This is a genomic window from Microbacterium foliorum (genome assembly GCF_003367705.1).
GTDB classification, from domain to species: domain Bacteria; phylum Actinomycetota; class Actinomycetes; order Actinomycetales; family Microbacteriaceae; genus Microbacterium; species Microbacterium foliorum.
Map to the genome: position 1 here is coordinate 3,465,416 of NZ_CP031425.1, position 19,798 is coordinate 3,485,213.

At 68.9% G+C, this 19,798-nt stretch carries 20 protein-coding genes and 2 pseudogenes; 15 read left to right on the forward strand and 7 right to left on the reverse strand.

Features of this window, described 5'->3' with window-relative positions:
* The first annotated feature begins 105 nt into the window (after positions 1 to 105).
* The 7 genes from cycA (at position 106) to DXT68_RS16365 (ending at position 6,517) form a co-directional block, all read left to right on the forward strand.
* A complete protein-coding gene (cycA, locus tag DXT68_RS16335; RefSeq protein ID WP_244268087.1) occupies positions 106 to 1,602 on the forward strand; it encodes a D-serine/D-alanine/glycine transporter in 1,497 nt (498 codons plus the stop codon).
* Positions 1,603 to 1,782: 180 nt separating this feature from the next.
* Positions 1,783 to 2,769: an aldo/keto reductase gene (locus tag DXT68_RS16340; RefSeq protein WP_045252814.1), complete on the forward strand. Its 987-nt coding sequence runs from the start codon at positions 1,783 to 1,785 to the stop codon at positions 2,767 to 2,769.
* A gap of 62 nt (positions 2,770 to 2,831) precedes the next feature.
* On the forward strand, positions 2,832 to 3,485 hold the full coding sequence (locus DXT68_RS16345) for an IMPACT family protein (RefSeq protein WP_045252815.1): 654 nt from the start codon (positions 2,832 to 2,834) through the stop codon (positions 3,483 to 3,485).
* An 89-nt stretch (positions 3,486 to 3,574) separates the two neighbouring features.
* A complete protein-coding gene (locus DXT68_RS16350) occupies positions 3,575 to 4,504 on the forward strand; it encodes a DnaJ domain-containing protein (RefSeq protein WP_045252816.1) in 930 nt (309 codons plus the stop codon).
* A 49-nt stretch (positions 4,505 to 4,553) separates the two neighbouring features.
* Positions 4,554 to 5,219, forward strand: a complete 666-nt coding sequence (locus DXT68_RS16355) for a histidine phosphatase family protein (protein ID WP_244268089.1) — start codon at positions 4,554 to 4,556, stop codon at positions 5,217 to 5,219.
* 144 nt (positions 5,220 to 5,363) lie between these two features.
* Positions 5,364 to 6,014 carry a hypothetical protein gene (locus DXT68_RS16360; protein WP_045252817.1) on the forward strand — a complete coding sequence of 217 codons (651 nt, stop codon included), beginning with the start codon at positions 5,364 to 5,366 and terminating at the stop codon, positions 6,012 to 6,014.
* Between the two features lie 11 nt (positions 6,015 to 6,025).
* Positions 6,026 to 6,517 carry an RNA polymerase sigma factor gene (locus DXT68_RS16365; RefSeq protein ID WP_244268091.1) on the forward strand — a complete coding sequence of 164 codons (492 nt, stop codon included), beginning with the start codon at positions 6,026 to 6,028 and terminating at the stop codon, positions 6,515 to 6,517.
* 7 nt (positions 6,518 to 6,524) lie between these two features.
* On the opposite strand, the gene DXT68_RS16370 is transcribed toward DXT68_RS16365, so the two are convergent.
* On the reverse strand, positions 6,525 to 7,064 hold the full coding sequence (locus DXT68_RS16370) for a hypothetical protein (RefSeq protein WP_156149238.1): 540 nt from the start codon (positions 7,062 to 7,064) through the stop codon (positions 6,525 to 6,527).
* Between the two features lie 93 nt (positions 7,065 to 7,157).
* Here DXT68_RS16370 and DXT68_RS16375 point away from each other — a divergent pair.
* Positions 7,158 to 7,451: pseudogene (locus tag DXT68_RS16375) on the forward strand (Fur family transcriptional regulator); the annotation flags it as partial.
* On the opposite strand, the pseudogene gvpH reads toward DXT68_RS16375, so the two are convergent.
* Positions 7,371 to 7,646 (reverse strand): annotated as a pseudogene (gene gvpH / locus DXT68_RS17425) (gas vesicle protein GvpH); the annotation flags it as partial. The pseudogenes DXT68_RS16375 and gvpH sit on opposite strands and share 81 nt — an antisense overlap.
* Between gvpH and DXT68_RS16380 the strand changes: the two are divergent.
* Entirely contained in the window at positions 7,645 to 9,096 is a 1,452-nt protein-coding gene (locus tag DXT68_RS16380; RefSeq protein ID WP_045252840.1) for a catalase, read from the forward strand. The pseudogene gvpH and the gene DXT68_RS16380 sit on opposite strands and share 2 nt — an antisense overlap.
* Before the next feature lie 158 nt (positions 9,097 to 9,254).
* Positions 9,255 to 10,064 carry an alpha/beta fold hydrolase gene (locus tag DXT68_RS16385; protein ID WP_045252820.1) on the forward strand — a complete coding sequence of 270 codons (810 nt, stop codon included), beginning with the start codon at positions 9,255 to 9,257 and terminating at the stop codon, positions 10,062 to 10,064.
* Positions 10,065 to 10,408: 344 nt separating this feature from the next.
* Here the strand turns inward: DXT68_RS16385 and msrA are convergent, their stop codons facing one another.
* Complete coding sequence (gene msrA / locus DXT68_RS16390) at positions 10,409 to 10,954, reverse strand: peptide-methionine (S)-S-oxide reductase MsrA (protein WP_045252821.1); 546 nt, start codon at positions 10,952 to 10,954, stop codon at positions 10,409 to 10,411.
* Positions 10,951 to 11,448: a peptide-methionine (R)-S-oxide reductase MsrB gene (gene msrB / locus DXT68_RS16395; RefSeq protein ID WP_045252822.1), complete on the reverse strand. Its 498-nt coding sequence runs from the start codon at positions 11,446 to 11,448 to the stop codon at positions 10,951 to 10,953. Before msrB ends, msrA begins: the two co-directional genes overlap by 4 nt.
* A gap of 152 nt (positions 11,449 to 11,600) precedes the next feature.
* Between msrB and DXT68_RS16400 the strand changes: the two genes are divergently transcribed.
* Complete coding sequence (locus DXT68_RS16400; RefSeq protein WP_045252823.1) at positions 11,601 to 12,518, forward strand: DUF808 domain-containing protein; 918 nt, start codon at positions 11,601 to 11,603, stop codon at positions 12,516 to 12,518.
* Positions 12,519 to 12,594: 76 nt separating this feature from the next.
* Here the strand turns inward: DXT68_RS16400 and DXT68_RS17030 are convergent, their stop codons facing one another.
* The 3 genes from DXT68_RS17030 to DXT68_RS16415 form a co-directional block, all read right to left on the reverse strand.
* Positions 12,595 to 12,759 carry a hypothetical protein gene (locus DXT68_RS17030; RefSeq protein WP_156149239.1) on the reverse strand — a complete coding sequence of 55 codons (165 nt, stop codon included), beginning with the start codon at positions 12,757 to 12,759 and terminating at the stop codon, positions 12,595 to 12,597.
* A 475-nt stretch (positions 12,760 to 13,234) separates the two neighbouring features.
* Entirely contained in the window at positions 13,235 to 14,584 is a 1,350-nt protein-coding gene (locus tag DXT68_RS16410; RefSeq protein ID WP_115760525.1) for an HNH endonuclease signature motif containing protein, read from the reverse strand.
* Positions 14,585 to 14,776: 192 nt separating this feature from the next.
* Complete coding sequence (locus DXT68_RS16415; RefSeq protein WP_045252826.1) at positions 14,777 to 15,622, reverse strand: SDR family oxidoreductase; 846 nt, start codon at positions 15,620 to 15,622, stop codon at positions 14,777 to 14,779.
* A gap of 262 nt (positions 15,623 to 15,884) precedes the next feature.
* On the opposite strand from DXT68_RS16415, the gene sigJ reads away from it, so the two are divergent.
* From sigJ to DXT68_RS16435, 4 genes are all read left to right on the forward strand, one after another.
* Positions 15,885 to 16,793: an RNA polymerase sigma factor SigJ gene (gene sigJ, locus DXT68_RS16420; protein WP_045252827.1), complete on the forward strand. Its 909-nt coding sequence runs from the start codon at positions 15,885 to 15,887 to the stop codon at positions 16,791 to 16,793.
* A gap of 238 nt (positions 16,794 to 17,031) precedes the next feature.
* Positions 17,032 to 17,571 carry a GNAT family N-acetyltransferase gene (locus tag DXT68_RS16425; protein WP_045252828.1) on the forward strand — a complete coding sequence of 180 codons (540 nt, stop codon included), beginning with the start codon at positions 17,032 to 17,034 and terminating at the stop codon, positions 17,569 to 17,571.
* Positions 17,568 to 18,299 carry a nicotinamide riboside transporter PnuC gene (gene pnuC, locus DXT68_RS16430; RefSeq protein WP_174233223.1) on the forward strand — a complete coding sequence of 244 codons (732 nt, stop codon included), beginning with the start codon at positions 17,568 to 17,570 and terminating at the stop codon, positions 18,297 to 18,299. The genes DXT68_RS16425 and pnuC overlap by 4 nt, the downstream gene beginning before the upstream one ends.
* Before the next feature lie 105 nt (positions 18,300 to 18,404).
* Complete coding sequence (locus tag DXT68_RS16435; protein WP_045252829.1) at positions 18,405 to 19,790, forward strand: LLM class flavin-dependent oxidoreductase; 1,386 nt, start codon at positions 18,405 to 18,407, stop codon at positions 19,788 to 19,790.
* The last annotated feature ends 8 nt before the right edge of the window (positions 19,791 to 19,798 follow it).

The window sequence follows — 19,798 nt, forward strand, 5'->3', positions numbered from 1 at the left end:
TGCGGCATGTCGACGCGATTCGCTCCGCCGACACCCCCGATCGCGAAGTACGGTCGGAAGGATGCCGCAGCGGGAGGCGGCACAGAACCACCGGAGGCTCGAACGATGACGACAGAGAACACAGGCGCGACCGTCGGCGTGGACGGAGCGAAGGGCGGATCCGCGGGCGGATCCACGGGCGGATCCGCGGGCGGTGACGAGCAGCACCTGAAGCGGGCGCTGAGCAACCGCCACATCCAGCTGCTCGCGATCGGCGGCGCGATCGGCACGGGCCTGTTCATGGGCAGCGGCAAGACGATCTCGGTCGCCGGACCCTCGGTGATCTTCGTCTACATGATCATCGGGTTCATGCTCTTCTTCGTCATGCGCGCGATGGGCGAGCTGCTGCTCTCCAACCTCAAGTACAAGTCGTTCAGCGACTTCGCCAGCGACCTGCTCGGTCCCTGGGCAGGGTTCTTCACCGGCTGGACGTACTGGTTCTGCTGGGTGGTGACCGGAGTCGCCGACGTGATCGCGATCGCCGGCTACTCCGACGCGCTGTTCCCCGGCATCCCGTTGTGGATTCCCGGGGTGCTCGTGGTCGTGATCCTGCTCGCACTGAACCTGCCCACCGTCGCCGCGTTCGGCGAGATGGAGTTCTGGTTCGCCCTCATCAAGATCATCGCGATCGTCGCCCTCATCATCACCGGTCTGGTGATGATCTTCACCGGCTTCCAGCACGACGCGGGAACCGCGAGCTTCGCCAACCTGTGGGAGCACGGCGGGATGTTCCCGCACGGCTTCCTGGGCTTCGTCGCCGGATTCCAGATCGCGGTCTTCGCGTTCGTCGGCGTGGAGCTCGTCGGCACGGCGGCGGCCGAGACCAAAGACCCCGAGCGCAATCTGCCCAAGGCGATCAACGCGATCCCGATCCGCATCCTGCTGTTCTACGTCGGCGCACTCGTGATCCTGATGGCCGTCACCCCGTGGACGGAGTACGTCGCGAACGAGAGCCCGTTCATCGCGATGTTCGCCCTCGCGGGCCTCGGCATCGCCGCCACGGTCGTCAACCTCGTCGTGCTGACCTCGGCGATGTCCAGCGCGAACTCCGGCATCTACTCGACCTCGCGCATGGTGTTCGGCCTCGCACAGGACGGCGATGCGCCGCGACTCTTCGGCCGCCTGTCGAGACGGCGCGTGCCGCAGAACGCCCTGTTCCTCTCGTGCATCCTGCTGCTGTCCGGCGTGGTGCTGCTGTACGCGGGCGAGGACATCGGCACCGCGTTCTCGATGGTGACCACCGTCTCGGCGGTGTGCTTCATGTTCGTGTGGACGATCTTCCTCTGCAGCTACCTGGCATACCGGCGCCGGCGTCCCGAGAAGGTCGCGACGTCGACGTTCCGGATGCCCGGTGGCATCTTCATGGTCTACGTCGTGCTGGCGTTCTTCGTGTTCATCCTGTGGGCGCTCACGACGCAGCCCGACACGCTGACCGCGCTGCTGGTGACGCCGATCTGGTTCGTGCTGCTGCTCGTGGCGTGGCTTTTCGTGCGCAGGTCGCAGAACCACCTGACGCGGCACGCGGCGCACATCGCGTACCTGCGCGACGACTCCGCGGAGTAGCCGGGTTTCGCGTTCACAACTCAGCATGAGCCGGCCGGCTCCCGAGGAATCGGCCGGTTCCGGCCTTTCCGGGACTGTTCATGCTGAATCGTGAACTCAGGATGCCGGAGGGAGGCTCCGGCAGGGCCTCCCACCGCGTCGAGCGCGGGCGTAGCGTCGTCCTCGACGAAAGGACACGACATGCACACTCGCACACTCGGACAGGGACTCGAGGTCTCGGCCATCGGTCTCGGCTGCATGGGGATGTCGCAGAGCTACGGCCCCAACCCGGGCAGCCGCGACGAGATGATCGCCGTGCTCCGTTCCGCGCTCGACCACGGAGTGACGTTCTTCGACACGGCCGAGGTCTACGGGCCGTACGTCAACGAAGAGCTCGTGGGCGAGGCGCTGCAGCCGATCCGCGACCGGGTCGTCATCGCGACGAAGTTCGGCTGGCGCATCGAAGGCGGCACGAGCATCGGCCTCGACAGTCGGCCCGAGCAGATCCGCCGCGTCGCCGAGGAGTCGCTGCGACGGCTGCGCACGGACGTGCTGGACCTCTTCTACCAGCACCGCGTCGACCCCGACGTGCCGATCGAGGATGTCGCCGGCACGGTGGGCGAGCTGATCGCCGAGGGCAAGGTGCGCCACTTCGGCCTCTCCGAAGCATCCGCCCCGACGATCCGGCGCGCGCATGCGGTGCAGCCGGTCACCGCCCTGCAGAGCGAGTACTCGCTGTGGACCCGGGATCCCGAAGCCGAGGTGCTGCCCACCCTCGCCGACCTCGGCATCGGCTTCGTGCCCTTCAGCCCGCTGGGCAAGGGGTTCCTCACCGGCACGGTCGATCAGAGCACCTCGTTCTCGGACGGCGACATCCGCGGCACGATCCCGCGCTTCAGCGAGGAGAACCGGGCCGCGAACCAGGCCCTCGTGAGTCACGTCACAGCCCTCGCGGAGGCGAAGGAGGCATCCTCCGGACAGGTCGCGCTGGCCTGGCTGCTCGCCCGGGAGCCGTTCATCGTCCCGATCCCCGGCACCAGACGCACCTCGCGCATCGCCGAGAATGCGGGATCGACCGCCGTGTCGCTCTCGGCCGACGAGATGGCGGATCTCGACCAGCTCGCGGCGCGCGTCGGGGTGCAGGGCGACCGCTACAACCCGCAGCAGATGTCGTTCGTCGACCGTTGAGCAGGAGCTTGCTCTGAGCAGGCGGCGCTGAGCAGGCACCCGGGCTGGGTAGTCTGAGGCGGATGACTCCGCCCCGCAGCCACCCGGCGACCATCGCCGCGCCTGTGGAGCACGAGCTGGTCATCAAGAAGTCCCGATTCATCGCGACCGTCACTCCGGTCATCTCGGTCGAGGACGCGGATGCCGTGATCGCGCGCCTCCGCAGGCAGTGGTGGGATGCCCGGCACAACTGCACCGCGATGGTGACCGGCCTGCTCGGCGATCAGGCGCGGTCCTCCGACGACGGCGAGCCCTCGGGGACAGCCGGCGTGCCGATGCTCGAGGTGCTGCGCCGCCGCGAGCTGACCGATGTCGTCGCGGTGGTCACCCGCTACTTCGGCGGGGTGAAGCTCGGCGCCGGCGGGTTGGTGCGGGCCTACTCCTCGGCCGTCTCCGAGGCCCTCGACCTGGCATCGCTCGTGCGCCGGCAGTCGCTCACCCGGATCACGATGGAGGTCTCGCACGCCGACGCCGGGCGCTTCGACAACCTGCTGCGCGACTGGGTGCTGCACCACGGGGCGACGCTCGGCGAACCTCGGTACGGGGCACGGGCGACGCTGGAGGCCTGGGTTCCGGCGCCCGAGCTCGACCGGCTCGCGGAGGACATCGCGGCGGCCTCCGCGGGAGCCGTCGTGCCGGTGATCGGCGGCGAGCGCATCGTCGACGTGCCCGACTGATCGTGACGGATCCCGGCTGATCCCGACTGCCGGGCCGATACACAACAGCGGCCGGATATTCTGGATGCCGCGATCTCGGAAGGAGAGCGATGTTCGACAGCCCGCTCTCGGCCTCCGCCTACGAGATCCTCGGTGTGGATCCGTCGGTCGACGATGTCGAACTGCGACGCGCCTACCGGCTGCGGCTGCGCGAGACGCATCCGGACACCGGCGGCGACGCGGCCGTGTTCATCCAGGTGCAGCGCGCGTGGGAGCTCGTCGGCACCGCCGAGAGTCGCGCCGCCTACGACCGCCGCAGCGGCACGCACCCGGGCATCCCGTCGGAGCCGGAGTGGAGCGGATGGCGTCCGCACACCGCGACGCGCACCGACACCCGCCCCCGGGCGCGCTCGTACGGCCATCCCGGCGGCTGGCGTCGCGAGCGCTACCTGTCGCTGATCCGCGAATGGGCGGGCCGCGGCGTCGAGGTGCCGGACCCCTATGACCCCGCGCTCGTGCGCTCGGCTCCGCGAGACCTGCGACGACTGCTCGCCGATGCTCTGGCCGAAGAGGCGACCGCCCGCACGGTGAGCGCCCTCGGCATGGGCTTCACCGTCTGGCACGATGTCGCCACGGGCGCGGATGCCGACGACAAGCTCGACCACGTGGTGCTCAGCCCGTCGGGTCTGTACGGCGTGATGTCGGAGGACTTCGGCGGGGTCGTCGGCTTCCGTCGCGGCGAGATCACCGGACCGAGCCTCGGCACCCGCGCACCGGTCACCGCGGCCCTCGCCCGCATGCGCACGGTGGCCAAGGCCGCCAGGGTGAAGTTCGGCGGCGCGATCATGGTGCTCCCCGACGACGATCTCGCGCAGGCCGTCACGCCGCTCGGCAGCAGCCGCGGCATGCCGGTCGTGGTCGTGCGGCGCAGCGCGCTGTCGATGGTGCTGCGCCAGGGAGTGCCGGGCGCCCGCGCGATCGGGGGCAACGAGCTGTTCGACGTGCGCACGCGCCTGCAGCAGACCGTCACGTTCGTCTGAGTCCCGGCGGGGCTGTCCCCCCACGACGCGTGCGGACTACGGTTGCGGTGTGCCTGCGCTCACCGAACACGACCCGCTGCCCGACCGCCCCGCGCCCGACAATCCCTCGGGAAAGCTCGTGCTCCTGCGCCACGGCGAGACCGAATGGTCGAAGGCCGGTCTGCACACCGGCCTCACCGACATCCCGCTCACCTCCCGGGGTGAGGATCTCGCTCGCGGAGCCGGAGAACTGGTCGCCGACTACGACTTCTCGCTCGTCCTGACTTCGCCGCTGCAGCGTGCCCGGCGCACCGCCGAGCTCGCGGGTCTGCACGCCGAGGTCGATCCGCTGCTGGTGGAGTGGGACTACGGCGGATACGAGGGACGCACGACGAAGGACATCCGCGAGGAACTGGGCTACAACTGGAGCGCCTTCACGCACGGGGTGATCCGCGGCGCGACACCGGGCGAGACCGTCGAAGAGGTGGCTGCGCGGGCATCGCGGGTGCTCACGCGCATCCTTCCCGCCCTGGCCGACGGGGATGTCGCCCTTGTCGCGCACGGCCACTTCCTGCGCATCCTGACCGCCGTCTACCTTCGACTGGCACCCCGCTTCGGAGCGCAGATCAGCCTGGACGCCGGATCCGTCTCCGTGCTGAGCTTCTATCGCGAGCAGCCGGCGATCCTGTCGTGGAACTACGGACTCGAGCTGCCTCTCGCGCCTTCGGAGTCCTGACCACCGCGAATCGCAGCTCAGGATGCAGCCGCCGCACGGCCGCACGGCCGCCGCTCACGGGCAGCCACCAGATCGCTCGATGTCTTGGTGGACGTTTGCGGCGCAGCCGGACATGTCAGTAAGTGAACCTGCTTGGAGGCACTCATGACTGACCGCGACCCACTCGACGACCTTCTCACCCACTCCGCTCCCGGCTCCGTGAGGAGAACGCCACGCCTGGACCGCGATCTTGCACTGCTCTCGCGTGAAGCCCGCGGCGCAGAGGCGTCACGACACCGCCCCGCACGCATCCTGGTCGGCGCCGGGCTGTCGCTCCTTCTCCTCGGGGGAGCCGGAACGGCTGTGGCTGCGACGACCTTCAACTGGTCGCCCTGGGCCCAGGACCCGGACATCGCCTACCCCTTCACTCTTCCCAGCGGAAGGGACTGCGAGGCCCGAGTGAAGATGCTCCTGGTCACCGACGCACCCGAGACCGGTCCGATCTCGGGTGCTCCCGACGCGGCGCTGAGCGCGCACTTCCGATCGTTCGACGCGATTGCCGCTGCGGATATCGAAGGCTCGATTGCAGAGGTGCACAGGCGAGCGGGCAGCGGAATGATGGTCGCCGTGTCGCCTGAGGGCCAGCTCTCGGATGTCCGCGAGACAGCCGAAGGGCCGACCGCCGACGACGTCTACGCGGCTGCCGCACACGACGCCCTGGGGGATGCCCTGCGGGCCGAGGCTCTTGCCTACGGGCTCGACTCCGGTCAGTGGAGTTCCGACTACGACATCCAGTGCGAAGCGATCAGTGAATGATGCGGCCGCGCGTGTCTTGGCGATCAGGCGTCGAGCACGCCATCCGGGCGAACTCGGTCGACCTGCTCTCGTACCTGAGCCGGCGTGTGGGCGTCGAAGACGCTCCTGACCTCTTGGGCGAAACCTTCGCCACCACCTGGCGCCGAGCGGGCGACGTTCCCGCCGATCCCGAACAGGCGCGAATGTGGCTTTTCGGGATCGCACGCGGAGCGCTCCAGAATCACAGAAGAGGCGAGCGTCGTCGATGGGCGCTGGCCGGACGAGTGCGCGCCAACGCCTCGCTCTGTGCCGCTCCGGCTGCTGACGAACACATCGAGGTGCGTGACGCGATCGCTCGTCTGGAGCCTGATCTCGCCGAGCTGATCCAGCTCGTGCACTGGGACGGCATGAGCATCGCGGAAGCGGCACAGATCGTGGGGATCCCCGCTTCCACGGCGAGAAGTCGCTATCAGCGCGCGAAAGAGCAGCTGCGCACGGCACTCAGCATGGCCGCGGCACCTTGATCGCGGCTCAGCCCATCCTCTGCAGCGACAGGGCATAGATCGTGGGAGCGCCCTCGAGGTCCATCACGATCTGCATCCCGGTGGCGGTGGTGGTGACGTCGAACGCGATCGTCTCGTTGTCGCAGACGATCGGCTCGGCAGACAGCTCGTCGTCGAGCTCGCCGGCCGTCAGAGTGATGGTGCCGTCGCCCCGGCAGGCGAGCTGCGCCTGATAGGCACCGGCCTCCTGAGACTTCAGGAACGTCTTGTGGTGCGGGGAGGTGTTCTCGCTCAGCCAGCCGGAGAGGATCGGGCCGGCCCCCTCGGAATCCGCGCCGGGCACCGCCGTCTCGGCCCAGTCCTTGATCTCCTCGACGGGCATCGGCAGCAGGGCTTCGTCGGCGGCCGCCGCCTCCCCGGTGCTTGTGGGCAGCGGTGTCGACGCCGACGGGGAGGGGGACCCTGCCGGGGATCCGGTGGGTGAACCGGTGGCCTCCCCCGTGCATCCGGCGAGCGCGATGCCCGCCGCCAGGATCAGTCCGATCGTCGCCGCTCGTCTCATAGCCATCACTCCACGCTACGCATCTGCACGATGTGCGCAACCGCCGATGCCGACACGCCGGTCTTTTGAACAACTCAAAACAACAGGTACAGTCGAGGCATGGACACCGAACTCGACTCCGCGCTCCGCGACGCGGGACTGCGGGCGACCGCGGGCCGGGTCGCCGTGCTCGAGGCGATGGAATCCATGGCCCACACGGATGCGGAGCGGGTCTACCGTTCCGTGTCGGCGGTGCTCCCGACGACGTCGATCCAGTCGGTGCACAACATCCTCGCGGACCTGACGGCGGCGGGCCTGCTCCGTCGGATCGAACCGGCAGGTTCCGCAGCGCTCTACGAACGGCGCATCGGCGACAACCACCACCACGTCGTCTGCACCCGGTGCGGTGCGGTCGGCGATGTGGACTGCGTCGTCGGCGATGCGCCGTGTCTCACCCCGTCTTCGGCGGGGGGATTCACCGTCCGAACAGCCGAAGTCACCTTCTGGGGCCTGTGCCCCAGTTGCCAGAACGCCGCATAGGCGTGAACACCGAGAGCACCCGGACCCACGGATGCCCTCGTCTCGCCTCGCGCAGAAGGAGAAGCACATGACGAAACCGAACACCACGACCCAGACCGGCACCCCGGCACCGAGCGACGCGCACTCGCTCACCGTCGGCGCCGACGGCCCCACGGTCCTGCACGACCGCTACCTCGTCGAGAAGCTCGCCTCGTTCAACCGCGAGCGTGTGCCGGAGCGCAACCCGCACGCCAAGGGCGGCGGCGCCTTCGGCGAGTTCGTCGTCACGGAGGACGTCTCGGCGTACACCCGTGCCGCGGTGTTCCAGCCGGGCGCCACCAGCGAGACGCTGCTGCGCTTCTCGTCGGTCGCCGGTGAGCAGGGCTCCCCCGACACCTGGCGCGACGTGCGCGGATTCTCGCTGCGCTTCTACACCTCCGAGGGCAACCTCGACATCGTCGGCAACAACACCCCGACGTTCTTCATCCGCGATGCGATGAAGTTCCCGGACTTCATCCACTCGCAGAAGCGCCTCGGCGACTCCGGCCTGCGCGACGCCGACATGCAGTGGGACTTCTGGACCCTCTCGCCCGAATCCGCCCACCAGGTGACCTACCTCATGGGCGACCGCGGACTGCCCCGCAGCTGGCGCCACATGAACGGCTACGGCTCGCACACCTACCAGTGGGTCAACGCCCAGGGCGAGCGCTTCTGGGTGCAGTACCACTTCATGTCCAACCAGGGCGTCGAGGCGATGGGTGCGGCCGAGGCCGAGCAGCTGGCAGGGTCGGATGCCGACCACTACCGCCGCGACCTGTTCGATGCGATCACCCGCGGCGAGCACCCCTCGTGGGACGTCTACGTGCAGGTCATGCCGTACGACGAGGCGAAGGAGTACCGCTTCAACCCGTTCGACCTCACCAAGACGTGGTCGAAGAAGGACTACCCGCGGATCAAGGTCGGCACGTTCACGCTGAACCGCAACCCGCAGAACTTCTTCGCCGAAATCGAGCAGGCGGCGTTCTCGCCCGGCAACCAGGTGCCCGGCACCGGCATCTCCCCGGACAAGATGCTGATGGCGCGCGTCTTCGCGTACCCCGACGCCCAGCGTCACCGCGTCGGCACGAACTACAACCAGCTGCCGGTCAACCAGCCGCATGCCGCCGAGGTGCGCAACTACATGCACGAGGGGCACATGCAGTACCGGTTCAACCCGGCCGAGCACCGCGTGTACACCCCGAACTCGTACGGCCCCGAGGGCGGCCCCGAGGCCGACCCGCTGGCCGGCGTCGAGGCGAGCTGGGAGTCGGACGGCGAGCTGATCCGCTCGGCGGCGACCCTGCACCTCGACGACGACGACTTCGGTCAGGCCGGCACGCTGTACCGCATGGTCTTCGACGACGAGCAGCGCGCCCGATTCCTCGACACCCTCACGGGTCAGGGTCAGGGCATCACGATCGACGCGATCCGCGAGCGCTTCTTCCAGTACTGGACGAACGTCGACGCCTCGCTCGGCGACGCGCTGCGCGCCCGCTTCTGAGCGGTCCGCTCGGCATGGGCTGACCGGCATCCGCTGACCGGCCCACTCCACTTCGGGGGCCGACACGCCACGTGCAGGATGGTTTTGTACCAACCGTCCTGCGGGTGGCGTGTCGGCCCCCGTCGCGTGCGCGGCCACGGTCGTTCGGAAGGGCCAGAATGGATGCCGTGGCAGTCCCTCTCTCCGACCTGAACAACATGCCTGAGCCCCAGCAGGTGTACGCGGCGGACGGCACGCGCCTCGCGACGTACACGTGGGGCGACCTCGACGCGCCCGTGGTGGTGATCGTGCACGGCTTCGCCTCCAGCGCCCGCGACACGTGGGTGCTCACCGGGTGGGTGCGGGAACTCACCAAGGCCGGCTATCGCGTTCTCGCGCTCGACCAGCGCGGCCACGGGCACAGCGAGAAGCCCCATCAGGCCGATGCCTACGGGATCCGCACCCTCGCGACGGATGTCGAGACGGTCATGGACGCGTATCTCGTCGATGACGCGTTCTACGTCGGGTACTCGCTGGGTGCGCGCGTGGGCTGGGAGGTCGTGCGCGACCTGCCCCAGCGCATCGGCCGTGCGGTGCTCGGCGGGGTGCCGGACGGGATCCCGCTCGCCCGGCTGGATCTCGATCAGGTGCGCGCGTATCTGGCGGAGGGGACCCCCGTGTCGGATCCGACGACGCAGAACTACATCACGCTGACCGAACGCGTGCCCGGCAACGACCTCGCCGCGCTGGTCGCCCTCGCCGAGGGGATGCGCTCGTCACGGACGATCGACCCGGATCCGTCGAACGCTCCGGCGAGTCCGATCCTGTTCGCGACGGGATCGAAGGATGCGATCATCGAGGGTTCCCGCGCTCTGGCCTCCGCCACCCCGCAGGGACGGTTCTTCGAGATCCCGGACCGCAATCACTTCAACGCTCCGGGATCCCGCGCCTTCAAGGAGGCGGCCCTGGCCTTCCTGTCCGGGAGCTGACGCGGCCCTTCGTCTCGCTGCGCTCGCTCAGGGGACGGAGTCACGAGGGCACGAGACCAGCCCTTCGTCTCGCCGCGCTCGCTCAGGGGACGGAGAGAGACGGGCCGGGCCCTTCGTTCCGCTGCGCTCGCTCAGGGGACGGAGTCACGAGGGCACGAGACCAGCACTTCGTCTCGCTGCGCTCGCTCAGGGGACGGAGACGGACCGGGCCCCTCGTTCCGCTGCGCTCGCTCAGGGGACGGAGACGGACCCGGCCCCTCGTTCCGCTGCGCTCGGCCGGCGAACGGAGACGGACCGGGCCGTTCGTCTCGCTGTGCTCGCTCAGGGGACGGACGGGCCGGCGATCAGACCGCGGCGCTCTGCTCCCGCTTCGGCAGCACCCATCCGGCGCGCGGGAAGTGGCAGGTGTACCCGTTCGGGTACTTGATCAGGTAGTCCTGGTGCTCTTCCTCGGCCTGCCAGAAGGGTCCGGCGGGCTCGATCGCGGTGACGGCCTTGCCCGGCCACAGGCCCGACGCGTCGACGTCGGCGATGGTGTCGCGGGCGACGGTCTCCTGCTCGGGAGAGAGCGGGAAGATCGCCGAGCGGTAGCTGGACCCCCGGTCGTTGCCCTGCCGATCGAGCGTCGACGGGTCATGGATCTGGAAGAAGAACGCGAGGATGTCGCGGTACGTCGTCTTGGTCGGGTCGAACACGATCTCCACGGCCTCGGCGTGGCCGGGGTGGTTGCGGTAGGTCGCGTGGTCGTTCGATCCGCCGGTGTAGCCGACCCGGGTGTCGAGCACTCCGGGCTGGCGGCGGATGAGGTCTTCCATCCCCCAGAAGCAGCCGCCTGCGAGCACGGCGGTCTCGGTGCCTGGGGTGCGGGTGATGGTTCCGGTGTCTGTCATGACTGCTCCTCGGAGGTGGGGGTGGTGGTGGTGTCGGGATCGGCGTCGGCGCCGGCGAAGAGGTGACGGTAGCGACCGTACCCCTCATCCTCCAGGCTGTCAGCCGGGATGAAGCGCAGGGCGGCGGAGTTCATGCAGTAGCGGAGGCCGCCGGCGGCGCGGGGTCCGTCGTCGAACACGTGCCCGAGATGGCTGTCGGCTCCGGTGGAGCGGGCCTCGGTGCGCGTCATCCAGAGCTTCCGGTCGGTGCGCGTGGTGACCGCGTCCTCTTCGATCGGCCGGGTGAAGCTCGGCCAGCCGGTGCCGCTGTCGAACTTGTCGGCCGATGAGAAGAGGGGCTGACCCGACACCACGTCGACGTAGATGCCATCGTCGTGCGTGTTCCAGTAGGCGTTGCGGAAGGGCGGTTCGGTGGCATCCTCCTGCGTCACCTCGTACTGCAGGTGGGTGAGGTCGCTGACGGCCTCCGGAGTCCTGCCGTAGTCATTCGACATGATGCGTCTCCTTTTCCGACGCAGCTGGCTGCGGCGTCATAGAGCACAACCGGCGGATGCCCGGTTTTGGTCCCGCAGGACTGTGAGCGGGCTGTGAGTTTCGTCGTAGTCGATAGAGTTGCTCCGCCACACACACCACAGGGGAGACACACATGTCGGTTGGACTGCTCGCGGTCGTCGATGACATTCTGAGCGCGGCGATGAAGGCATCCGCCAAGGCCGCGGGCGTCGTGATCGACGACGCCGCCGTGACACCCCAGTACGTGCAGGGCATCACGCCTGCGCGTGAGCTGCCGGTCGTCGCGAAGATCGCGGTGGGGTCTCTCGCCAACAAGTTCCTGATCATCATCCCCGTGGCGCTGCTGCTGACCGCCTTCGCACCCTGGGTGCTGCCCTATCTGCTGATCCTCGGCGGAGCGTACCTGTGCTTCGAGGGGGCCGAGAAGGTGCTCGAGTGGTTCGGCGTGCAGCACGGGCACGCCGACGAGAGCGCGCGCGACGAGCGGAAGCTGGTGCTCGGCGCCGTGCGCACGGATCTGATCCTCTCTACGGAGATCATGCTGATCTCGCTCGCGAATCTCGAGGCCGGTCTCGACATCTGGACCACCCTCGCGATCCTCGCGGTGATCGCCCTGATCATGACCGGTGTGGTGTACGGCGCGGTCGCGCTCCTGGTGAAGATCGACGACATCGGCCTGAAGATGGCGAAGAGCCCGGTGCAGCGCGTGCGCCACACGGGCACCAGGATCGTGCGCTCGATGCCGGGAGTGTTCCGCTTCATCAGCATCCTCGGCACCGTCGCGATGCTGTGGGTCGGTGGCCACCTGCTGCTCGTCAATCTCGGCGAGGTCGGCGTGCACTTCGGAGCCGACATCCTGCATGGCATCGAGCACCTCCTCGAGCCCGCAGGCGGTGTGATCGTCTGGATCGGCGACACCCTGTTCTCTGCCATCGCCGGGCTGATCGCGGGCCTGATCATCGTGGCCATCGTGCTGGGCATCGCGAAGCTCTTCGGCAAGAAGCCGAACTTCCACGAGGGCGGGGAATCCCCCGTCGACGTGCACGCCTAACGCGTCCCTCGGCGCATCGCTCGTCGCGTCCGTCAACGGATCCGTCTACGCGTCTGGAGGCCGTGATGCGCCCTCCTCACGCGGCGTCAGCGAGGACGAATCCCCATGCCCCCGTCCCCTCGGTCGAGAGACGGAGCAGATGCGTCGCGGATGCCTCGTCCGTGTAATTCGTTCTCCTGCTGGGGACCTCGTCGCAGGTGACGTCCCATTCGGAGACGACGTACTCCTCGCCGTTGCGCATTCCGATCGCCTCGACAGAAAGCCCCTCCGTTGAGGAGCACATCGCGTACATGACGTACGTCTTGCCCGCTCCGTCCATAGGAATGTCGATTCCGCTCGGCTCGGATCCGCTTCGAGCCTGAAGAACGGTCTCGCCTGGCACGAGCTCCCATGACTCGGGAGTGAGGATCGACTCGGAAGGAGCGGCCGAGGACGGCCCAGTCTCTTCCGCCGGAACGGGCGATGGAGTACGCGACGGAGGAGACATCAACGGCGTGCATCCGGTGATGAGCAGCCCCCCGATCAGCAGCGTGAGCGCGATCCGCACCCGTGGCGCGAGCCACAGGGCCCGGCACTGCGCATGCGTTTTCATAATTTCTCTTCTCCGTCGATCGAGATGCCCGTGCGCCTCGTGGCAAACCGTAGCGGGTTGTCGGCACCTCGTCTGTAGGCCGATTGGGGGACAGACGAATGCCCGCCCGCGCTCACGGGTATCGTCACGCGGCGACGTCATAGCGAGCCCGTCCTCCGAGGCGAGGAGTCCGCGCCGGATCGACGTGCGGCGGAGGAATGAGCCAGACCCGCGCGGCGACACCGACACCGTCGACGCTGATGTCCCATCCGTTGTCGTGGATGCGGTGATGACACGACTCACACAGCAGTACGCCGTTGTTCAGATCGGTCGGCCCGGTGTCGCGCTGCCACCACCTGATGTGATGCGCTTTGGTCATCTGGGGCGGGAGGCCGCACATCGCGCATCCACCGTCTCGCTCGACGAGGGCGAGACGTTGCGCCCGCGTGAACAGTCGCTTCTCGCGGCCCCAGTCGAGGATCTCTCCGGCCGAGCCGAGCACCACCGGGATGATCCCGCCACCCGCTGCCATCCGTCGGCAGGTGCTGATGCTCACGGGCTGGTCGCTGCCGTCGATCGTCGCGGCTCCCCGCCCCGAGGTGAGGTCGTCGAGGTTCACGCGCACCACCACTGTCGCGCCGGTCGCCGGCATCCCGCCGTTGTCACAGGCGATCGCATGCTCGCACAGGGCGGTGATGGCGTCGGCCTGGATCATCACCACGGTGCGGTGATCGGCGTCGGCCGCGCCGGGCTCGGGTGCCGTGATCCGCGCCTGGAACGTCGCGGACACGTAGGCCTGGATCGCTGCCCTGATGGGCGCGCTCGACGCGATGTCGGTCTGCAGGTTCAGGTGGAAGGAGCCGTCGCGCTCGAACATGGTGAGGGAGCGACGATCACGCGACTGCTGTTCTTTGGGAGCCACCCCATCGGGGTCGAGCCAGGCTTCGGTGCGGGCGACGAGCGTGCGCACGTCGTCGAGCGTCATCCCCGCGGCGCGAGCGACGAGCAGCCCCTCGGCCTCGTCGACCCGCGCCGCCCCCACCCGGAGGCGAAGCCGGTCGAGCAGTGCGACGATGACCGCGGCGGCTGCCACGGAGATCTCACCCGCGGCGAGCGCTGCCGCCAGGGCGGGGTACTTCGCGGGCAGGGCCTCACCCAGCAGGTTGCTGCGCGGTGCGGCGGCCTGACCCACCGTGATGAGGCGCTTAGCATCGCCCGGCGAACCGCCCGTCGTGGTCGCGATCAGTGCTCCGGCGTTGCGGAATCCCTGCTCCTTGGCCAACCCGTCGGGGCCGAGTTCCGGCCGTGATTCGTGCGCGATCGTCGCCGCGAGTTCGGCGTGGAGCCCGTCGAGACAGCGCTGCACCTCGCCGACCGCGCGATGCGCGTCGAGCAGTTCGGACCGCGAGAGATCGGTGCTTCTCTCCGCATCGGCCCACGCATCGCCGAGGCGCTCGATGGCCTCGAGAAGCGGCGTCAGACGGGTCGTGGTCATGGTCTCAGTTTAGTACATATGTTCTAAACTATGGTCGGAATGCCGGCATGCGCTGCGGCCTCACTCGCCGCGCAATCGCGGCGCCCGCACACTGCGCGACGCCGCCTCCACACTGTGCGACGGCGCCTCCACACTGTGCGACGCCGCCTCCACACCGGGCGCACACGCGTCCCACCACAGCGCGCTGCGGCCTCACTCGCCGCGCACGTGATCCTCACTGCGCAGCCACTCGTCGAATCTGATGCGCCCCTGCCGGGCATCGGCGCCGCCGCGCAGCGCCCCCGACGCGAGCCCCGTGCCGTATGCGCCGGGCAGGCGCGCCCCCACCACGCGCCGGCGCAGACCGTCATACGCGAGCTGCCGTCGGGCGACGTCGAGCAGGATCTCATCGCGCGGACCGACCAGGTCGCTCGCCCGACCGGCCGGCGCACCCTCTGCGACCCGCACCAGATGCGCGCCGACCTCCCGAGCGGCCACCGGCCGCATGAGCAGCCTCGGCAGAAGTGCCACCGGCCCGCGCATCCGCTGGAGCATCTGCCCGGCGAACTCGTGGAACTGCGCCGCTCTCGCGATCGTGAAAGGCACCGGTCCCCTCGCCACCGCCCGCTCCTGTGCGAGCTTGCCCGCGTAGTAGGACGAATCGATCCCGTCGATCCCCACGATCGACAGCGTGACGTGATGCCCGACACCCGCCACCTCCTCCGCAGCGAGCAGAGTGCGGCTCGCCGTCTCGAAGAAGGCGATCGCCTTCGTCGCCGAGAGGGTGGTCGTGTTCGTGGCGTCGATCACGGCATCCGCGCCCTGCAGCGCCGCGACGAGACCCGCGCCCGTGATCACGTCGACACGGCCCACGTCGACACGGCCCACGTCGACACGGCCCACGTCGACACGGCCCACGTCGACACGGCCCACGTCGACACGGCCCACGTCGACGCCGCCCGCGCGCGAGAGCACGACGACCTCATGCCCCGCGGCCCGCGCCTGCGCGACGGCATGCCGACCCACGACACCCGTTCCTCCTGCCACGGCGATCCTCATCCGACTTCCTCTCTGCTCCGGGAACACGCCTTCGCGCGGTGCGTGCGCCCACCGCGCACCCTCCCGCTGTGATGACGGGACGGCCGTCAAGAATGTGAGGCCTCACACGTGCGCACCCTGCGTCGTCATATCCTGCGAAGGCACCCGCGACAGGAAAGCACCGACAGAAAACGCGCGGCAAGAGCCCCCGCGAGCACGAGCACGACCCACGAGCGCGACACAGGACGAGAACACGGCGGATGCCGCACCGGAGGAGACACCCATGGACGACGATCTCGACGACGTCTTCCGCGAACGCCGCCGTCTGCTCGCACTCGGCTACCGGATGACGGGGACGCTGGCGGATGCCGAGGACATCGTGCAGGAGACGTACCTGCGGTGGTATCGGCTCACCGATGTCGAGCGCGAGGGCATCGCGAACCCGGCGGGCTGGCTGACGACCGTCGCCGGCCGCGTCGCGCTCGACCTCCTCGGGTCGGCACGTCGTCGACGCGAGCAGTACGTCGGGCCCTGGCTGCCGGAGCCCGTTCCGACCGATGTGTTCGCCGGGGCGATCGGGGCGCACACGGCGTCGCCCCCGGATCCCCTCGACCGCATCACCCTCGACGACGACGTCTCGACCGCACTGCTCGTGGTGCTCGAGGCGATGACACCCGCCGAACGCGTGGCGTTCGTGATGCACGACGTCTTCGCCGTGCCGTTCGACGAGATCGCCGAGGCGGTCGGCAGATCCTCCGCGGCCGTGCGGCAGCTCGCGGCATCCGCTCGTCGCCACGTGCGCGAGAGCCGGGCGGTCGCGGTTCCTCGCGATGAGCACGATCGGGTCGTCCGCGCGTTCCAGAACGCCACGCGAACCGGCGAGATCGGCGCGCTTCTGCGATTCCTCGCCCCCGACGTCGAGCTCCGCAGCGACGGCGGCGGTGTCGTCAGCGCCGCGCGCAACGTCGTGAGCGGAGCCGACCACGTCGCCCGCTTCCTGCTCGGGATCGCAGCCAAGAGCCCCCGTCTGACGGTGGAGGAACAGCGGTTCGGCGACGGGATCGGCCTGGTGTTCCGCAACGAGGGCGCCGTGCACTCGGTCATGAACCTCCACGTCGAACACGGCGTGATCACCCAGCTGTGGATCGTCCTCAACCCCGCCAAACTGACCCACTGGCGGCCCGCCCTCTGATCCGCTCGTCCTCGCACGGCCCGTCTGCAGGATCGATGCACGGATGCAGGATGGTCGACGAGCTTCGGTCCTGCAGACGTGCGCCGGCCCTGCAGACGGTGCATGCCGGTCCTGCGGACGGTGCATGCCGGCCCCACCACCCGGCGCGCACGGCCCCGCCACCCGGCACGCACGGCCCGCCACACGGCCTCCTGCTAGCGTCGTCCCGTGCGCACCCCCGTGCAGATGCAGGAGACCGATGAGCGACCACCAGATCCGGGATGCCGAGACCGCCGACCTCGAGGCGATCCTCGCGATCTACAACGATGCGGTGCTGCGCACGACCGCCATCTGGAACGATGACGCCGTCGACCTCGCCGACCGCACGGCATGGATGGCCGAGCGCACCGCACGGGGATATCCGGTGCTCGTCGCGGTCGACGACACGGGAGACGGCACCGGAGTGCTGGGCTACGCCACCTTCGGCGACTTCCGTCCGCACCACGGCTTCCGGCACACGGTCGAGCACTCGGTCTATGTCCGCGACGGCGAGCGCGGGCGCGGCATCGGCAGAGCGCTGATGGTCGAGCTGATCGACCGTGCGCGCAGGCTCGGCGTGCACGTGATGGTCGCGGCGGTCGAGAGCGGCAACACCGGCTCGGTCATCATGCACAAGCGCCTCGACTTCCTGCAGGTCGGGCGGATGCCGCAAGTCGGCGCCAAGTTCGATCGCTGGCTCGATCTCACCCTGCTGCAGCTCGTGCTCGACGACCGTCCCTTCCCGGACGAGCTCTCGTGAACGCCCTGCTCTGGCTGGCCGACGCCTTCAACTCGCAGTGGGTGCTGCCCGGCGGCCAGGTGCTGCTGATCCGCGAGGTGGTGGGCAACGTGTTCGGCCTCGCGAGCGCCCTCGGCGGCATGCAGCGCAAGATCTGGGCGTGGCCGGTGGGGATCGTGGGCAACCTGCTGCTGCTCACCGTGTTCCTCGGATCCATCCTGAATCCCGACCACGAGCTGCCCCACCTGCTCGGGCAGGCCGGTCGCCAGGTGATGTTCATCGTCGTCGCGGTCTACGGGTGGGTGCGCTGGCGCCAGGCCGCATCGGACGGCGGGCGCGTGACGCCCCGCTGGGCTCCGAACAGCGCCCGGATCGGCCTCGTGCTGGTCATGGTGATCGGCACGATCGCGCTCACTCCGCTCTTCCGCGCGCTCGGATCGTGGGAGCCAGTCTGGGCGGACGCCTGGACGTTCGTCGGATCCCTGCTCGCCACGTACGGCATGGCCAAAGGTTGGACGGAGTTCTGGCTCATCTGGATAGCCGTCGATGTGGTCGGCGTGCCGCTGCTGTTCAGTTCCGGCTTCTACGCGACCGGCTTCATGTACGTCTTCTACGGCGTCTTCACCGCGGTCGGCTTCGTCGTCTGGTGCCGCGCGCAGGCGAATGCGAAACCTCAGGTCGAGACGATCATGCCCGATCCCCGCCCGATCACCTCGACGGTGAAGACGATCGGCCCGGACCGGGACTGACCAGGCCCCGATTCGCATCGAGCGATCCGCCGGGGACTCCCCCGAATGTGTCGGCACGTGTCGCGCGGCTGGCCGGGCGGCCGATCGGCGGGTTTGCTAGACGCCATGACCCGTCAGATCCGCTTCAACGCCTTCGACATGAACTGCGTCGCCCACCAGTCGTCCGGCCTGTGGCGGCATCCCGATGACCGCTCCCGCCAGTACAACACCCTCTCGTACTGGACGGATCTGGCGAAGCTGCTCGAGAGCGCGACCTTCGACGGCATCTTCATCGCCGACGTCCTGGGCACCTACGACGTCTATGGCGGCACGAACGAGGCGGCGATCCGCAACGGCGCCCAGGTGCCCGTGAACGATCCGATCCTGCTCGTGAGCGCCATGGCCGCCGTCACCGAGCATCTCGGATTCGGCATCACCGCGGGCACCGCGTTCGAACACCCCTACCCGTTCGCGCGCCGCCTGAGCACGCTCGATCACCTCACGAACGGCCGGGTCGGCTGGAACGTCGTCACCGGGTACCTGCCCAGCGCGGCGCGCAACATGGGCCAGACCGACCAGCTCGCCCACGACGACCGCTACGACCACGCCGACGAGTACGTCGAGGTGCTCTACAAGCTGTGGGAGGGGTCGTGGGAAGACGACGCCGTGGTCGAGGACCGCGAACGCGGCATCTTCACCGACCCGGCGAAGGTGCATCCGATCGGCCACGAGGGAAAGCACTTCAGCGTTCCCGGCATCCACATCTCCGAGCCGTCGCCGCAGCGCACTCCGGTGATCTACCAGGCCGGTGCCAGTCCCCGCGGGGTGAAGTTCGCGTCGGAGAACGCCGAGGCGATCTTCGTCGCCGCGCCCTCGAAGGAGGTGCTCGCGGGCACCGTGAAGCGCATCCGCGACGCGCTCGAGGATGCCGGTCGCGACCGCTACGACGCCAAGATCTACACGCTGCTCACGGTGATCACCGGGGCGACGAGCGCGGATGCCGCGGCGAAGCACGCCGAGTACCTCTCGTACGCGAGCCCCGAGGGCGCGCTGACGTTCATGTCGGGCTGGATGGGCGTCGACCTGTCGCAGTACGCCGAGGACGAGCCGGTCGGGAACGTCGAGTCGAACGCCATCCGGTCGGTCCTGCAGCACCTGAAAGAGGAGGCCGACCTCGGTCGCGAATGGACCGTCGGCGACTTCGGCCGCCACAACGCGATCGGCGGCCTCGGCCCGACCGTCGTGGGCTCGGGCGTCGAGATCGCCGACGAACTGCAGTCGTGGGTCGAGGAGACCGACATCGACGGCTTCAACCTCGCCTATGCGGTCACTCCCGGCACCTGGCAGGACGTGATCGAGCACGTCATCCCGGTGCTGCGCGAGCGCGGCGTCTACCCGAACGAGTACACGCCGGGCACGCTGCGTCACAAGCTGCAGGGCAAGGGCGACCGGGTGCAGGACACGCATCGCGCCGCGCGATACCGGGTGGGGGCGAAGACTCCGGTCGCCTGATCAACTGG

Bases quoted from the DNA above. Each gene is read 5' to 3' on its own strand.
- DXT68_RS16345 (WP_045252815.1), top strand. From the start codon at position 2,832: ATGACTCCGCCCCGCAGCCACCCGGCGACCATCGCCGCGCCTGTGGAG.
- msrA (WP_045252821.1), bottom strand. From the start codon at position 10,954: ATGACAGACACCGGAACCATCACCCGCACCCCAGGCACCGAGACCGCC.
- DXT68_RS17030 (WP_156149239.1), bottom strand. From the start codon at position 12,759: ATGCGCAACGGCGAGGAGTACGTCGTCTCCGAATGGGACGTCACCTGC.
- DXT68_RS16425 (WP_045252828.1), top strand. From the start codon at position 17,032: ATGAGCGACCACCAGATCCGGGATGCCGAGACCGCCGACCTCGAGGCG.
- DXT68_RS16400 (WP_045252823.1), top strand. From the start codon at position 11,601: ATGTCGGTTGGACTGCTCGCGGTCGTCGATGACATTCTGAGCGCGGCG.
- DXT68_RS16380 (WP_045252840.1), top strand. From the start codon at position 7,645: ATGACGAAACCGAACACCACGACCCAGACCGGCACCCCGGCACCGAGC.
- DXT68_RS16385 (WP_045252820.1), top strand. From the start codon at position 9,255: ATGGATGCCGTGGCAGTCCCTCTCTCCGACCTGAACAACATGCCTGAG.
- sigJ (WP_045252827.1), top strand. From the start codon at position 15,885: ATGGACGACGATCTCGACGACGTCTTCCGCGAACGCCGCCGTCTGCTC.
- cycA (WP_244268087.1), top strand. From the start codon at position 106: ATGACGACAGAGAACACAGGCGCGACCGTCGGCGTGGACGGAGCGAAG.
- msrB (WP_045252822.1), bottom strand. From the start codon at position 11,448: ATGTCGAATGACTACGGCAGGACTCCGGAGGCCGTCAGCGACCTCACC.
- DXT68_RS16350 (WP_045252816.1), top strand. From the start codon at position 3,575: ATGTTCGACAGCCCGCTCTCGGCCTCCGCCTACGAGATCCTCGGTGTG.
- DXT68_RS16435 (WP_045252829.1), top strand. From the start codon at position 18,405: ATGACCCGTCAGATCCGCTTCAACGCCTTCGACATGAACTGCGTCGCC.
- DXT68_RS16415 (WP_045252826.1), bottom strand. From the start codon at position 15,622: ATGAGGATCGCCGTGGCAGGAGGAACGGGTGTCGTGGGTCGGCATGCC.
- DXT68_RS16410 (WP_115760525.1), bottom strand. From the start codon at position 14,584: ATGACCACGACCCGTCTGACGCCGCTTCTCGAGGCCATCGAGCGCCTC.
- DXT68_RS16370 (WP_156149238.1), bottom strand. From the start codon at position 7,064: ATGGCTATGAGACGAGCGGCGACGATCGGACTGATCCTGGCGGCGGGC.
- DXT68_RS16340 (WP_045252814.1), top strand. From the start codon at position 1,783: ATGCACACTCGCACACTCGGACAGGGACTCGAGGTCTCGGCCATCGGT.
- DXT68_RS16360 (WP_045252817.1), top strand. From the start codon at position 5,364: ATGACTGACCGCGACCCACTCGACGACCTTCTCACCCACTCCGCTCCC.